The sequence below is a fragment of the Methanomassiliicoccales archaeon genome (genome assembly GCA_035527755.1).
Classification (GTDB): domain Archaea; phylum Thermoplasmatota; class Thermoplasmata; order Methanomassiliicoccales; family UBA472; genus UBA472.
In genome coordinates this window covers 1-14,509 of the sequence record DATKZX010000022.1, presented here as the reverse complement: position 1 = coordinate 14,509, position 14,509 = coordinate 1, and the positions used below count along the sequence as shown (strand labels likewise).

Sequence of the window (14,509 nt, the reverse complement as noted above, 5' to 3'; positions counted from 1 at the left end):
ATCCTTTGCGAACAGGGGCGATCAGTCCAGGATGGCCTTGGCAACTTCCGGGGCGACGGATATCTGCGAGACCTCGCTCTCCAGCGTGTTTGCGCAGGCCAGCTTGTCCACGTGTTTCTTCAGGTTGTCCAGGGCGTTGCCGACGAACAGTCCGTGGGTGCAGGCGGCCATAACGCTCCTTGCTCCCAATCTCCTCAGTTCCTCGGTGGCGGCGATGATGGTGCCCCCTGTGGAAATGATATCGTCCACGATGAGGACCTTTCGACCCTTGGCGTCGATGTTCTTGGGTGTCATGTGGACATGAGTACCAGATAATCTGGTCTTCACCAGATAGTCCCAATCCACTCCCAGTCGCTCGGCGGTCCAGCCCGCTCTCTTCAAGGCTCCCTCGTCCGGAGCCAGGACCAGGTCCACCCCGAACTCTTTGAAGAAATCCCCCACGCATGGTGCGGCATGGACGTCTATCACTTCGGCCTTGGTGAACCACTCCATGATCTCGGGACCATGGACATCGATCAGGACGACCTTGTCGGCATTCATCTGAATGTGTTCGACCATGACCTTTGCGGACAACGGCTCCCCCCGGTTGAAGCGCTCGTCCTGCCGGGCGTATCCGAAATAGGGAATGACGCAGGTGATCTTCTCCGCTCCCAATCCTAAAGCGGCGTCCTGCAGCAGAAGCAGTTCCACCAACTTGTCATTGGGGTAGGAGTTCTGCACGATGACGACCTCGCCGCTGAGGGCATCCCGGTCGATACGGGCATACGTCTCTCCGTCGGGAAAGGTCTTGGTGATGGCTTGCACGTACTCGGCGTTGAGGTTGCTGGCCAGGTCCTTGGCCAAATTAGTGGAAGCGGAACCGCCTATAACGATCATCGTCTGGAGATGCGATTCCCGATTATTAAGGGATTCCGTGGGCCTGGATGGGTGGTGATCCCGATCGGCCCTTCCGATCTGCGGTTTTCAATGTCCTACGACAATGCCATCATCCTCTCCCCAACTTATTTATCGTGTCCCCCTGATATCATCAACGGATGGGAATGCAAACCAATTCTGTGTTAGAGTCCAGCGGTAAAGCCGAACTGCCTTCTGAGGATGAGGAGGAGATCGTACAGGAAGATGTCTTGGACGACGATGTCGAGGACATAGATATCCCGGACGAGGTGGTGGTGCATCGGGAGCGCCAGCCATCGAAGCATACATTGGATGACCCCAAGTACGGCCACATGGACGGCGTGGGCATAATCTACGGGAATGTCGGCGCCGCCTCATTTCATTTGAGAGTGCTGGGTGACCTGCAGAAGATGGATTACATTCAGGTCAGTCACCAATCTCATGGCTGGGTTCTCGGTCAGGTATCGGAAATGGAGAGGAAGACCGACCTGACCTTGGAAAAGGCCAAGAGACTCAGTGAGGGCATGGATATAGATATCGACGAGATCGTCATCGCCCAGATATCCATCTTAGGTTACCGGGACGAGCGAAATCTGCTACAGATGCCGCGCTCCCCCTTCAAAGCAGGCGATATGGTCTACCGGGCCATGGACACACTGATCAAGGATGTCATCGGCCTCAAGGAGGGGACTCCAACCGGGGCCTACATCGGTAAATTGTACGGATACGACATCAACGTCGAGATTGACATCAATGCCATGGTGCAGAAGCACGTCAGCATCCTGGCAAAAACTGGTGGAGGAAAGAGCTTCCTATGCGGCGATCTGGTCGAGGAGCTGATGAAGCACGATGTCACCGTGCTGATCCTGGACCCGCACGGTGAATATGGTGCCATGAGGGACGTCGGCACCGTCATGCCTGGCAAACGCGACTTCGGCATATTGCCTCAGGGCTTCGCCGACAAGATCACCGAGTTCGCCACCGACACGATCATCAATAAGGACGCTAAACCATTGAAGTTCACCCTGGCCAACATCGACGCCCGTGACCTTCTGGCTCTTACGTCCATTAAGAACGGCAAGGTGTACCTGAACGTGCTGCGGAAGGCCATCGACGGACTGAAGGCGGTCAGGAAGGATTATGGTCTAAAGGAGATCATCGGCATGCTGGAGGCCGACGAGGACGCCAACAATCAAACGCTGATAGCTGAACTGGCGTACCTCAACGAGGTCAATATATTTGCTCCCCAGGGTACCAAGATTGACGAGCTGATCAACATCGGGATGACGACCATCATCAATCTTAAAGGGACGCCTCCGGACATACAGGAGCTTATCGTGACCCGTTTGGCCACGGCAATGTTCGAACTGCGCAAACTGGGCAAGGTCCCGCCGATGATGCTCATCGCCGAGGAGGCCCACAACTTCTGCCCCCAGCAGGGGACCACGTCCTGTTCCAAGATATTCAGGACCATTGCTGCGGAAGGCCGTAAGTTCGGTCTTGGTCTGACCATCATTTCTCAGAGGGCGGCCAAGATCGACAAGAACGTGCTATCCCAATGCAATACCCAAATGATCCTGAAGGTCACCAACCCGAACGATCTGAAGGCCATCGCCGCCTCTGTCGAGGGATTGCAGGCTGGAATGGAGGACGAGATACAAAGGCTTCCGATCGGCGTCGCTCTCATCATGGGCGGCAACATACAGATGCCTCTGTTCGTGGAGGTCCGTCCCAGGCAGAGCAGGCACGGCGGGGAGAGCGTGGAGATCATCCCCTCCAAGAGGCTGTGAGATGCGGGACACCATTTCCAAAGAGCATCTGGAAAGGTACTTGGACATCACCAAGCGAGCCTTGGACAAGATCGGGATCGCCGCGCCCGAGCGTTCCTTCAATCGCAAATTGGCCGAATCGTTCCTGGAGATGGCCACTACCTATTACCAGGATGCCAAGCACTTCGCCGAGAAAGGCGATTATGTGAACGCGTTCGCCTCGGTCAACTATTCCCATGGCTGGCTGGACTGCGGGGCTCGCATCGGACTGTTCGACGTGGGCCAGGACGACCAGTTGTTCACTCTCTATGAGTAGGGATCAGAGCAGCCTAGGCCCCTTGACGTCCAAGGTGCAAAGGAACGTCTCCCCATAGGCGGAGAGGGCCTCCTGCAGAAGCGTCAGGTCCGGACCAGTGGCGAAGATCGAATTGCCGATCATCGCCTGGCTGGCCCAGCCCCATTTCTTGGCCTCCCAGACCGCTCGGCGCACCTCCGGCGTGGAAAGCCCGGACCCTTCCATGAACTCGTTGGACAGGCGGAAGAAGTTGTCCAGAGTCGGTTCCCGCATCAGATCGTCCACGCATCTTTCGCCCACAGCGTTGATGTGTTCCCGAACTTCCTTCTTGCCCAGCATCTCCGTGGTGGGGATGGAAGGTCCGACGATGGCGAGGACGAGGTTCATATGGCCGTTCATCCGCTGCACATCTCCGATGGGCGGAAGCCCTGGCTTCTTTCGCAGTTCGATCCCCCCGCGCATGATGCCGGAGACATCACCCATGCCCGTGCGGTTAACGATCTCGGCGGAGTGGGCTGCGGAGTACGCCTCCCCCTCTGGTAGATCCAATAAAGAGGCCAAGGCCCAAGCCGCGGACAACGAACCTGCGGCGCTGGTGCCGAAACCTTGTGCCAAGGGGATCTGCAGTTCGTTGTGCACATCAACGTCCAGTTTCCTATCGCCAAGCAATGAACGGACGGCGTGCTCGGTGACCGGCGCTTGAGCTTTCAATCCGTTCAGCCAGATGTTTATCATGCCAGTACCTTCCGTCACCTCGACCTCGCTGATCACGCCCAACGAGATGCTCAATCCAGCGCCTCGTGAACCACAGGTCATGACATCCTCATGCTCGCAGACCTGGAACAGTCCGGTGATGTGCCCGGGGCAGAACGCCTTGGTCTTCATAGGTTGGAAACCTCCGTGATGATCATATGGGCCACTTGGGACTTGCTGCCCTCCAGGGCCTTTTTTCCTTTTTTAGTGACAAGCACGATCCTGGTCTGACCCTTGGTCACGTCCTTTAGATCGTTAGCTGCGACCGCCAGCAGATCGTTCTTCTTCAACGATGAACGGGCCTCCGATAGGAGGGTCGCCTCATCGACCTGGGATTCGGCCTTGAAGCCTACCACCGTTCCGCATCTTTCGCGGATGAGGGGCAACATCTTGGGTGCGCTCTTCAATCGCAGTGTCACCCCGCCCTCCTCTGACGGCAACTTACCTCTCTCCCCGTTCAAAGTAAAATCAGATAGGGCGGCCGGGACCAGCACGATGTCATGGGAAATATCGGGGATCATATTCTTCAGGTCGGCCAAGCTCTCGAAGCGACGCGTCGGTAGGAACGAAGGCAGCGCCACGCTGTGCCGCCCCATCCACAGTTCCATATCCGCGCCCTGATGGTAACCGGCCATGGCCAATTCCACCGCGGTCTCTCCGGTCCCGAGATTGGTGATTATGCGCATGTCGTCCATCCGTTCCGCGGAGGAACCACCGATGACCAGTACCTTCTTGCCGCACATCTCCCCGGCGCTCAACCTGCGGATGGTGGCATGGACTATCTCCTGCATATTGGCGATCTTGGCCTTCCGTCCCTCCATGCGCGGACCGATGAACTCCACGTTCGCCTTCTTTAAGCGCTCGATGTTCTCGGCCACCATGGGGTTGTGGAACATTGCCCCGTGCATCGCCGGGGCTATGAGCAGGGGGACTCCCGATCCCAAGGCCACCGTGGCCATGGTGGTCACGGTCGTATCATCGATCCCACAGGCGATCTTGGAGATGGTGTTGGCCGTGCAGGGGGCGATGAGCAGAAGATCGGCCCGTCCGGGCACGTCTCCCAGCAGGGTCACGTGCTGCACACGTCCGTCCAGCTCTGTGATGGTCTCCTCTCCAGTTGCGAAGCTCATGGCGTACGGAGTGACCAGTTTGGTCGCCTCCGATGACAGGACCGGGATCACTCGCGCACCGTGCCTCATCAGTTCCCGGGAAAGCTCGAAGCATTCCACCGCGGCAATGGAACCAGTGATGCCCAATACGATGGTCTTCCCGCTGAGCAGGGAGGATACACTGCCACGAATTCCCTCGGAGGGATGCATGCCTGTAAATTCGAAGGTCTCGATTTAAACGTATGCTTGTACGACCCTCTTTACCTGCTCGAGCACATCTGGCAACGGTCCATTGGAATCTACAATGCGCCAGTCGAACCTATCGACCAGCATCAGATAGTTCTCCTGCACCTGTTTCAGATAATCGCTTCTCTCGAACTTACTAAGGGACCCGCGATCCCCCACCCGTTTCATGGCCAGGTCAACATCGCTGGTCAGCAGAACTGTCATATGAGGGCGACGGATCACCGGTGAGTTGATCAGGACCAGCCAGGGCAGGCCCTCCTCTCCCATGCTCTCCTGCAAGGCGGCGCCCTGATAGGCGACCGTGGAGCCGAAATATCGATCACAGATCACCATCTTGCCCTGGTCCATCCATTGAACGATCTGTTTGGTATGCTCACAGCGGTCAGCGGTGAACAGCAGCGATTCTGTGAGGGGGTCCAGCCCTTCTTCGTTGGACCTTCGTACGGCCAATCCCAGCCAGTCCTTGGTCGGTTCCGCGGTCAGCACCACCTCTCGCCCCATCTCCCGCATCCAATCGGCCAATTTCCTGGAGATGGTGCTCTTTCCGGTGCCGTCTATCCCTTCCAGTACTATGAACGCCCCTTTCTTCCTGTTCAAAGAGTTCCCCTCCCTTGCTTCCGTTGGTATATCCTCCAACTGAGGATGAGCTCTTTGGCGGCATAGACCTCGTCCACCCGTCCCACCGCGGTGTTGTGCGGCGCGCTCTTGATATCTTCCGGGTCCCCATTGGCGATGTCCAGCAATGCTTGCGCATACTTGTCGAGGGTCTCCTTGGACTCGGTCTCGGTAGGTTCAATCATCAGTGCTTCCTCGACCAGCGAGGGGAAGTATATGGTGGGGGTCATGAACCCCCGGTCCAGCAACGCTTTGGCGATATCCGAGGCGTGTATCCCCTTCTCCTTGGCCAGCCTGCGCGCGGAGATCACGAACTCATGTTTTCGCAGTTCGGCGAAAGGCATCTCGTAGGTCCCGACCACCCTGCTCTTCAGGTAATTGGAGTTGAGCACGGCCTTCTGCGACACTTCCTTCAGACCATCCCCTCCCTTGGCCAGTATGTAGGCGTACGCTCTGACCAGCACCGCGAAGTTGCCGTACAGCGAACGGACCTTGCCGATACTGTCGATGCGATCGAACTCCAGGGCGTACTTTCCCTCGGCCGATACGATGCGCGGCACCGGCAGAAACGGTTCCAGGAACTTTCTGACCCCGACCGGCCCGGCACCAGGCCCCCCTCCTCCATGCGGGGTGGCGAACGTCTTGTGCAGGTTGAAGTGCACGATGTCAAAGTCCATGATCCCCGGTGTGGTCATGCCCATGATGGCGTTCAGGTTCGCTCCGTCGTAATAGAGCAGCGCTCCGGCCTCGTGCACCATTTCGGCCAAGGTGCCGATGTCCTTCTCGAACAGTCCCAAGGTGTTCGGGTTGGTGACCATGACCGCCGCCGTACGTTCGGATAGCGACGCCTTCAAGGCTTCCAGGTCAACGCACCCATCCGGGCCGGAAGGGACCTCCACGACGGTATAACCGGCCATGGCCGCGCTCGCCGGGTTCGTTCCGTGAGCAGAATCGGGGACGATGACCTCGTCCCTCTGTTGGTTGTTGGCGGAATGGTACGCCTTCGTCAGGAGCATTCCGGTGAACTCACCATGGGCCCCCGCGGCCGGTTGCAAGGTAACCGCGTCCATGCCAGAGATGGCGCAGAGACACTTCTCCAGCTCGAACATCAGGTGCAACGCCCCCTGCAACGAATCCTCGTCCTGGCAAGGGTGCACCGACGTCACCGTCGGTAAGGAGCTCAGCAGGTCGGCGTACTTGGGATTGTATTTCATGGTGCAGGAACCGAGCGGATAGATCCCGTTGTCCACGCCGAAGTTCATCTGGGAGAGGTTCACATAATGGCGCACGACCTCTCGTTCAGGCAGATCTGGCAGGCACAGGGTCTCTCGACGCATGCTCTCCGGAACATTCTCTTCATCCTCGCTCATTAGGCAGAAATCGTTCTCTCCTAGCAGCTCAAAGATCAGAGGCTCGTCATATCTGGCCTGGCGGTAGCTCATTGCACCACCTCTTTGAGGGCGACGATCAGACGATCGATGTCCTCCGCGCTGTTCATTTCCGTGGTGGTGAGAAGCATATGGTCGTTCAGGCGCGGAAGGTGTCTGTGCATCGGCATGCCGCCGATGATCCCGTGACGCAGCAGAAGCTTGTTCAGCTTCTCCGGCCTTACCGTCGTTTTGACCACGAACTCGTTGAAGTGCGCACCGTTGAAGAAAGGCGAAGTGAAACCATCCAGCTCATCGATGCGCTGCATGAGGGACCGGGCGTTCCTCATGTTGATGCGAGCCAGGGCGCGCAGTCCCTTGCTGCCGACCATGCCCAGATAGGCAGAGACCGCTATGGCCAGCAATGCCTCGTTAGTACAGATGTTGGAGGTCGCCTTGCTCCTGCGGATGTGCTGTTCCCTGGTCTGTAAAGTCATGCAGAACGCCCGCCGACCGGTGTTATCCTTCGTCAGTCCGATCAGTCGTCCAGGCATTTTGCGTACATGTTCCAATGTGCAGGCGAAGAGGCCGAGAAGCGGTCCTCCCACGTTCATCGGCAGGCCCAATGATTGACCTTCCCCGATGACTATGTCCGCACCGTACTCGCCGGGCGGTCTCACCAGCGCCAGGGAGAGCGGGTTAACTCCGACCACCAACGGCACTTCGGGGAATTCCTTCTTCAGAAGCGGCGCCCGGGAATCGATGATCCCGAAGAGGTTGGGGACCTCGATATACAAGCCGCAGACATCATGGGTCATCTTCTGCCGAATGTCCTCCAGGTCAGCTTCGCCGGTGTAGGGGTCGTATGAATATTCCACGATGTTCAGTTCCGGTCCGGACACGTAGTTGCGTAGCACCGACCTCTTCTCCCAGCTCATGGCCTCCGGCACCAGGAACGTCTTCTTCGGCAGGATGCGGTGGCACATGGTGGCCGCTTCGCCGAGGGCGGTGGACCAATCATAATTAGATGAGTTGACCACGTCCATCGCGGTCAGCTCTGAGATCATGCTCTGATACTCGAACATCGATTGCAGCATGCCTTGACTGATCTCGGCCTGGTACGGTGTATAGGATGTAAGGAACTCCGAGCGTGAGGTGATGGTGCTCACCGCGGAGGGAATGAAGTGATGGTAGATGCCCCCGCCCAGGAAGCAGGGGGCCTGTTCGGCGGTCAGGTTCTTGGAGAGCATGTCCTGGACCGTTCGGATGACCTCCATTTCGCTCTTGCCTTGCGGAAGGGGTATCCCCTCGATACGAATCTTCTCTGGGATGTCCGAGAACAGTTCCTCGACGTTCTCGATGCCCAGTTCCTCCAGCATCCTGCGGTCCAACGGCATGGTAACGTTCACTCCTAGGCCGGTATCCCAATAAATAGTTTGTTTGGCTGGGTCATCGATACCGGCCCTTCAACGTTATTTCGAACGCTTCCATCGCTACCTGGCCTGCACTTCCTGCACCAGCCGGGAGTATAATGACGGTAACGATTGCACATCCTTGATGTCCTGACGGGCGATGGTCACCAACCGTCGGCGCAGGGTATCATCGAAGGGAACGGCGTTGGCCTTCAAGGCGTTCTTTAGAAGTCGGCACAGCTGTCCTCCCTTCCGGTCCCAATCGGTAAGGATGATGGCGGAACGTTTCTCTCGTGACAACCCTTCCGCTACTGGGAATATCCCGGTGCTGCTCTGCACCTGGATGATGTCGCCTCTAATACCCAGTATGGTAAGTGCCCCGCGGTCGCGCAGTCCCTCGACCAATATGACCGTGTCCGGGGAGCGCTCGGCCATCTCATCCAAGATCGATTGCATCTCATCCAGACGTTCCTGGGAGGAGCGACCGACCGTCATTTCAGATGCTCCAGTGCCGCCCTTACCTTGTCCGGAGAGGAATGCAGCAACACAACTTTCATCCTCTGAGTGTGACCTCGTACCACTTGAACCTTGACGCCGATCACTGATGATAGAAGGTCCTCCACCTCTTCGTTGGCCTTGCCGCCCTCCGGAGGGGCGTGCACCTTGACCACCAGCCTGTGCCTCCAGGGATCGACATCCTGAACTCCCGGATTATTAGAGCTCGGCGTGACGATGATGTCCATTTCCGCATCCGCCCCGGAAGGCCGCAGGCATTTGGAGAGGTCCACGACACGAAAACACCGCGGGATTACTTAACGTTTGAGCAGAGCCAGCGGGGGGTGCCAGTTTAATACGGCCGTTGGGTCAGGTTCATATATCAACAATCGAATCGGTGTATAATGGCGCCTCCTCTCGAACAGATCAACTACAAGGAGGTCACCGAGATCCACCGCAAGGAGCAGCGCTCCGCTGACCTGGTGGAGGTTAGGCGTGACCTCTATCCGGCCTACCGAGATTTCCTCGCCAAGCTGAAGAGGGAGAGCGAGGAGGAGATACGCAAGGACCCGTATTCCTTCAAGGCCAGCGGCATGGCCAACGAGTTCAAGAAGGTCTTGAGCAAGGGACAGCAGATCTTCTTTTTGCGCATGAGGAAGATTCTGACCATGGCCACACGGGCGTCCAGTGGGGCCAAGATCGACCTGGTCCGTTTGACCGAAGAGGAACGGGAGATGTACGATCAGGTACTACGTTCCATCAATGAGTGCCGCGAATACTCCATGGAAGGAAAGATACCAGAGGCCCACGTGGCGCCGAACAACGGGTCGGTCTGCTTGACGGTCGACCGGGGGCAGATGAACGACGCCCTTAGAAGGGTCAATGGGGGCAGTTCCAAGGAAAATGTCGAAGCACCTCAACCATCGGATAGGGTGCTGGTCAGGATCATGGAGGACCTGCCGGAGATAGCCGGGATGAACCGTCCTTACCGATTGACAAAGAACGATGTGGCCAATCTTCCAGCGCCGATAGGGTGCGCGCTCATCAAGAGGGGAAAGGCCCAGGAGATCGTACCCTTCTGGCGCAAGATCGAATGAACGCTGTTTCCGTAACGTTTATCTATGTAAATATGATTTCGTGGCATACTCGGGCTCGTAGCTCAGCCAGGTTGAGCGATCGGCTCTTAACCGATAGGCCGAGGGTTCAAATCCCTCCGAGCCCGCTTTTTTTTCACTCATTCTCTCAGTTTTGAAGGCATTTCAAAGTTTTTTTCGGTTCCACGTTCGTTCGATGAAATCTCTCCTTTTTTATTCACATTTAGATTCTCCGAACGTGGATGATCGCTGACCGATCAGATCTTGTCTAAAACCTACAATTTTCCATCCTCGACCCGACGACAGAACAATGTAAATCGGACCAAGGCCATGGGGGGTCAATGGACGAGACCGATGTGGCCCTGTGTCGTCTCCTGATGCGCAATTCCCGCACATCCTATTCCGCTCTGGGGAAGGAGCTAGGCCTAAGCCCCCAGGTGGTACATCGGCGCGTTCAATCATTGATCGAGGCGGAGATCATCCGCGGCACCTATGCCACACTGAGCTTCAAGGCGACGGGTGTCATGTGGGTGGTGGTCCATGGTTGGTCCAGAGCCCGTTCCATGGATGAGGTCGATCGCAAGTTCCGGGCGATACCTCAGGTGGGGATCTTCCAGGTGGCCAGCGGTAATTACGTTTATGTGCATGGAAATGTCAAGGATTCGGCGGAGCTGGCCGATTTCGTTTCCGCGGTACAGCGCGATGCCCAGATCAGCGAACCCCAGGTAGGCATCATCCCCCTGCCCCCCTTCACGGGAAGCGTGCTCACGCCCATGGACCTGCGCATCATTCAAGCGTTGGCCATGGACGCGCGACGCCCCATATTCAAGGTGGCCGAGGAGCTGGGCACGACGGTAAAGACCGTCAACCGTCGGCTGAACCGGATGGTCCATGAGGACCTGATCATGCTATCCATCCACTGGCAGCCCGATACTCTGGGAGACACCATCAGCCAGATACACCTGGTACTTAGGGACGACGTTCCCCGGGAAAAGGCGGCGTTCCTGCTGATCAAGCGGTTCGCCCCGGGAACGGTGCGTACATACACCTTTAGTAACCTGCCCAATCAGGTCATAATCACTTATTGGAGCAGGAACGTGCGGGAGATGCAGAACGCCTGCCAAGAGCTCGAGGCGGAAGGTATCTTCGTGAGCGTAGTACCGAACATCATCCGATCTGTCTTTTACTACGGGGATCATCAGAAGGCATCATTGCAGGAAATGCTGAGACAGGCAAAGAAAAAGTGACCCTTCACCTCTGGATGGTATGCGGATAACCACATTTTCATCCGTTTCGGTTAAGGAAAGGTCATGTTAGTGGGGCTTAAGGGCTATTTTTTCTCGCGATCGTTTGACGAGCGCCTAAGACCCCTGGCGTCATGGCCGTTTTTGGTGAGTTAAACGAACGTCCCTAGAAGAAAAGGAATCGTAATAGTTTGCTTGTTAGCCGTATTACAAAGCGTGGTCAGGCTCGTTATAGCCATCCTGCTCTCTGCGGAATGCGGGCCGGTGCTGGATAACCCGGTATCGGACGAGGTCATGATGTTCATAAACATCATGTTCTTCGTCCTAGGGGTCCTAGGTCTCCTGACCGCCTTTGGCCTTTGGACGGGAGAACGGTGGGGCTATAATGGCACCATAGCTCTGAGCCTGGCGACCATCGCCTTCGACGTTTGGGCTGTACTAGCTGTGCAATCCTCAGCGGCCTTCGGTATAGTGTTCCCGGCGGTCTTCATCGCCTACCTGGCGCTTGTACGCCATGATATCGCCAGGGGTGAGGGGCAGTGAAGACCTTGGTCGCCTTCGGCACCAAGTACGGTTCGACCGAGAAAGTGGCGCTGGAGATCACCTCCGTTCTGCAACAAAAGGGGCACAAGGCAGATATGCTGGACCTGCGTGGACGTAAGAACATCGAACTGGAACAGTACGAATTGGTGGTCATCGGAAGCGGCATTGAGTACGGTTCCTGGTCAAAGGAGGCGCTGTGCTTCCTGGATAGGAACTCCAGAACCCTGAACAAAAAGAAGCTGGCCATGTTCGCCTGCTGCGGTGACCTGATGTTCGACCCCATTCGAGCGGACGAATATCGACGCAAGTACCTGCAGGACGTGGCTGATAAATTTGGATTGCACCCGATCGACATCGGCCTTTTCGGGGGCGTCCTGGACTTCAGCAAGTACAGCTTCTTGGTCAAGGACATACTGAGCGTACACAATACCGGCGAACGGGGCGCAGGGGAGAAGGACATCGATCTGAACAAGCTCTATGACCTCCGAGACTGGAATGTCATCCGGAAATGGGCCAGCGACCTAGATGGGGTGCTGTAAATGGCTGCCTTCTACCGTCAGGAGACCGACCTCATCCCCTGGTTCGTGACCGGGGGTACGGCAATTATCTGTGCCCTGGTCCTTATCGTCATGGCTGCCCTGGGACCTCTAGGGACCGGAGATCTGCAGTACCATACTTCGCAATCGGGTGAATGGCAGATAATGGGCCAGGACCTGGCCGATCTGTTCCTAATCGCCCCCCTTCTGCTCATTGGCGGCGCCCTGCAGCTGATGCGCCGAGATGGTGCCAAGTACTTCCTGATACTGACACCCATCACCCTGATCTATACTGGCCTTTCCGTAGGCGTGGGGCAGGAATGGACATTGTATCCGGGCAATGCGGAGAACTACTTCTGGATATACCTGGCGCTCATGGTGGGAGGCCTGTTGCTGTTGGTCGGGACCCTCCCTCGATTCACTGACTCTGAGACCCCGGCGTTCAGCAGACGGGGGCTGCGGTTGTTCGTGGTCTTGACCGCCTTGGCGTTGCTGTTCTTCGCTAAGATGTGGCTGGGACAGATAACCGAAGTGATCGGAAACGGGGACCTGGCCGACGGGTCGTATTCCAACGCGTCCAACGCCTTCTGGGTGATACGCTATCTGGACCTGGGAGTGTGTGTACCGCTGGGATTCCTGGCCTTGTTCATGCTGATGTCCCGTCCGGAGAAGGCCTATGGGATGGTGCTTCTACTCTTCGGCTTCCTCATCACCATGGCCGTGACGGTCAATACCATGGCCATAGTGCAGGTGCTGAACGACGATCCAGCCGTGGCGACGATGGGAGCGGGCCTGGCCATATTCCCGGTGCTGCTGGTCCTGATGTTTATCGGGCTATTCTATCTGGTCAGGCATAAAATGGGCTCTTCATCGATCTGGCCGGTGTACCAATGAACAATAAGGAGCAGATAATAATCGGTTTCGTTGCCGGCGGATCTGTAGCCTTCCTAGGCGTCATGATAATAATGGGGTCCTGGGAGGCGATCGAACAGAGAGCCATTACCGCTGGCTATGGGGTCGATGGAAGTTTGGTGGATTGGGCGATAAGATGGGGCGCCATCGCCATCATCATCGGATTAGCTGCATCTCTCGTATTCCCATACGTATCTGCCAGACTGAACTGGACAAGGATGCAGTACCTGTCCCTTTCTGTCATATTGATGGTGGTATTCGATCTGCTGGCATACTTGCCTATCTATGATAGCTCGGTGCACATCTATCCCGTCGCAATTCTAGGACTGAACGCCGTCTTTTTCTTAGGTTTTGGGTCTCTGATCCCCAATTTCGGCGATATTGAGCGTCACCAGGAGTTGGCAGCATGATCCGAGCACCAGAGAAAAAAGATGCTAAGCTCGATGACCCAGAGATTGTCACCCCGGGGCTTGCTATGCCCCTGGAGGAACAATATATCACTACATATGCCTCGTGGATCAGTGTTGTGGACGTTGGACAAATGGCCGATGTCGATATATCGGCCATCAGCGGTCCTACCTGCTCCTTTGGAATGCCACAACCAATGGTCGAGCTCGTGGACAGTTCGAGCGGTGTGAACCTGCAGGAGAACATCACGCTCGTTTCTGGCACCAGTTCTAAAAGCTTCTTGAGCGGTACGGTGAATAGCATTGCGGCAATGCTCAAGGATATCGTCACCAGGGCCGCTCCCCAACGCTCATCTTTTCCATCTAGGCAAGAGTCTCCCGATCAGAGGAGGGTCGATGTTGAACTGGGCCGGATCGAATTGAGCAGACAGATGCGATAGAAACCTTTTTTTTAAAAAAATTTTATGAGCATGTTAAGAGAATCCATTATCATTATCAGGGCAGGGATTGTGGGCATTTCGGCGGGCTGCTACGAGCAGATGAACGGTTACAGGACGGCCGTCCCTGAGGTACATGACAAGCCCGGAGGAATCTGCACCCCGTGGAAGCGCAATGGCTTCACAATGGACTAATGTATGGGGAATGATACATCATCCTACATACAGCAAAGTCATTGGTGTCATCGAAGGAGATGAGCAGCCGATCGATCTCATCGTAGGTCAGGACCTTCGGTAATGTCATCTTTCCCCGAGAGGGCTTTATATCGTCCTCGGAAACCCCTTTTTTAGAAGAAAAACCGGGAGTTTTGTCGTAGAATC

The 14,509-nt window shown here is 56.3% G+C and carries 19 protein-coding genes and 1 tRNA gene; 11 read left to right on the top strand and 9 right to left on the bottom strand.

The window, feature by feature from the left end; genetic code table 11:
* Positions 1 to 21: 21 nt before the first annotated feature.
* Positions 22 to 876, bottom strand: a complete 855-nt coding sequence (locus VMW85_07595; protein HUT27890.1) for a ribose-phosphate diphosphokinase — start codon at positions 874 to 876, stop codon at positions 22 to 24.
* Between the two features lie 164 nt (positions 877 to 1,040).
* Between VMW85_07595 and VMW85_07590 the strand changes: the two genes are divergently transcribed.
* Together VMW85_07590 and VMW85_07585 are read left to right on the top strand one after the other, a co-directional pair.
* Positions 1,041 to 2,684: an ATP-binding protein gene (locus VMW85_07590; protein HUT27889.1), complete on the top strand. Its 1,644-nt coding sequence runs from the start codon at positions 1,041 to 1,043 to the stop codon at positions 2,682 to 2,684.
* Position 2,685: 1 nt separating this feature from the next.
* Positions 2,686 to 2,979: a DUF357 domain-containing protein gene (locus tag VMW85_07585; protein HUT27888.1), complete on the top strand. Its 294-nt coding sequence runs from the start codon at positions 2,686 to 2,688 to the stop codon at positions 2,977 to 2,979.
* Positions 2,980 to 2,982: 3 nt separating this feature from the next.
* On the opposite strand, the gene VMW85_07580 is transcribed toward VMW85_07585, so the two are convergent.
* The 7 genes from VMW85_07580 to VMW85_07550 form a co-directional block, all read right to left on the bottom strand.
* Positions 2,983 to 3,843 (bottom strand): pantoate kinase, encoded by an 861-nt coding sequence (locus VMW85_07580; GenBank protein ID HUT27887.1) that lies wholly within the window; start codon positions 3,841 to 3,843, stop codon positions 2,983 to 2,985.
* On the bottom strand, positions 3,840 to 5,030 hold the full coding sequence (gene coaBC / locus VMW85_07575) for a bifunctional phosphopantothenoylcysteine decarboxylase/phosphopantothenate--cysteine ligase CoaBC (protein HUT27886.1): 1,191 nt from the start codon (positions 5,028 to 5,030) through the stop codon (positions 3,840 to 3,842). Before coaBC ends, VMW85_07580 begins: the two co-directional genes overlap by 4 nt.
* A 24-nt stretch (positions 5,031 to 5,054) precedes the next feature.
* Complete coding sequence (tmk, locus tag VMW85_07570) at positions 5,055 to 5,663, bottom strand: dTMP kinase (GenBank protein HUT27885.1); 609 nt, start codon at positions 5,661 to 5,663, stop codon at positions 5,055 to 5,057.
* Positions 5,660 to 7,123, bottom strand: a complete 1,464-nt coding sequence (gcvPB, locus tag VMW85_07565; GenBank protein HUT27884.1) for an aminomethyl-transferring glycine dehydrogenase subunit GcvPB — start codon at positions 7,121 to 7,123, stop codon at positions 5,660 to 5,662. The genes tmk and gcvPB overlap by 4 nt, the downstream gene beginning before the upstream one ends.
* Positions 7,120 to 8,445: an aminomethyl-transferring glycine dehydrogenase subunit GcvPA gene (gene gcvPA, locus VMW85_07560; protein ID HUT27883.1), complete on the bottom strand. Its 1,326-nt coding sequence runs from the start codon at positions 8,443 to 8,445 to the stop codon at positions 7,120 to 7,122. The genes gcvPB and gcvPA overlap by 4 nt, the downstream gene beginning before the upstream one ends.
* Positions 8,446 to 8,541: 96 nt before the next feature.
* A complete protein-coding gene (locus VMW85_07555; protein HUT27882.1) occupies positions 8,542 to 8,955 on the bottom strand; it encodes a Toprim subdomain protein in 414 nt (137 codons plus the stop codon).
* Entirely contained in the window at positions 8,952 to 9,248 is a 297-nt protein-coding gene (locus VMW85_07550; GenBank protein HUT27881.1) for a DUF167 domain-containing protein, read from the bottom strand. The genes VMW85_07555 and VMW85_07550 overlap by 4 nt, the downstream gene beginning before the upstream one ends.
* 111 nt (positions 9,249 to 9,359) lie before the next feature.
* Between VMW85_07550 and VMW85_07545 the strand changes: the two genes are divergently transcribed.
* The 9 genes from VMW85_07545 (at position 9,360) to VMW85_07505 (ending at position 14,323) form a co-directional block, all read left to right on the top strand.
* Positions 9,360 to 10,052: a hypothetical protein gene (locus VMW85_07545; protein ID HUT27880.1), complete on the top strand. Its 693-nt coding sequence runs from the start codon at positions 9,360 to 9,362 to the stop codon at positions 10,050 to 10,052.
* 51 nt (positions 10,053 to 10,103) lie between these two features.
* Positions 10,104 to 10,177: transfer RNA gene (locus VMW85_07540), tRNA-Lys, on the top strand.
* Positions 10,178 to 10,390: 213 nt separating this feature from the next.
* Positions 10,391 to 11,296, top strand: coding sequence for an AsnC family transcriptional regulator (locus tag VMW85_07535; GenBank protein HUT27879.1), 906 nt, complete (start codon positions 10,391 to 10,393; stop codon positions 11,294 to 11,296).
* A 213-nt stretch (positions 11,297 to 11,509) separates the two neighbouring features.
* Positions 11,510 to 11,836, top strand: a complete 327-nt coding sequence (locus VMW85_07530) for a hypothetical protein (GenBank protein HUT27878.1) — start codon at positions 11,510 to 11,512, stop codon at positions 11,834 to 11,836.
* Positions 11,833 to 12,375: a flavodoxin domain-containing protein gene (locus tag VMW85_07525; GenBank protein HUT27877.1), complete on the top strand. Its 543-nt coding sequence runs from the start codon at positions 11,833 to 11,835 to the stop codon at positions 12,373 to 12,375. The genes VMW85_07530 and VMW85_07525 overlap by 4 nt, the downstream gene beginning before the upstream one ends.
* Positions 12,376 to 13,266, top strand: coding sequence for a hypothetical protein (locus VMW85_07520; GenBank protein ID HUT27876.1), 891 nt, complete (start codon positions 12,376 to 12,378; stop codon positions 13,264 to 13,266).
* Positions 13,263 to 13,694, top strand: a complete 432-nt coding sequence (locus VMW85_07515) for a hypothetical protein (protein HUT27875.1) — start codon at positions 13,263 to 13,265, stop codon at positions 13,692 to 13,694. Before VMW85_07520 ends, VMW85_07515 begins: the two co-directional genes overlap by 4 nt.
* Positions 13,691 to 14,131 (top strand): hypothetical protein, encoded by a 441-nt coding sequence (locus VMW85_07510; GenBank protein HUT27874.1) that lies wholly within the window; start codon positions 13,691 to 13,693, stop codon positions 14,129 to 14,131. Before VMW85_07515 ends, VMW85_07510 begins: the two co-directional genes overlap by 4 nt.
* 69 nt (positions 14,132 to 14,200) lie before the next feature.
* Positions 14,201 to 14,323 (top strand): hypothetical protein, encoded by a 123-nt coding sequence (locus VMW85_07505; GenBank protein ID HUT27873.1) that lies wholly within the window; start codon positions 14,201 to 14,203, stop codon positions 14,321 to 14,323.
* Here the strand turns inward: VMW85_07505 and VMW85_07500 are convergent.
* Positions 14,310 to 14,509, bottom strand: a 200-nt coding sequence (locus tag VMW85_07500; protein HUT27872.1) for a hypothetical protein, incomplete at its 5' end; no start/stop codon positions are given. The two genes, VMW85_07505 and VMW85_07500, sit on opposite strands and share 14 nt — an antisense overlap.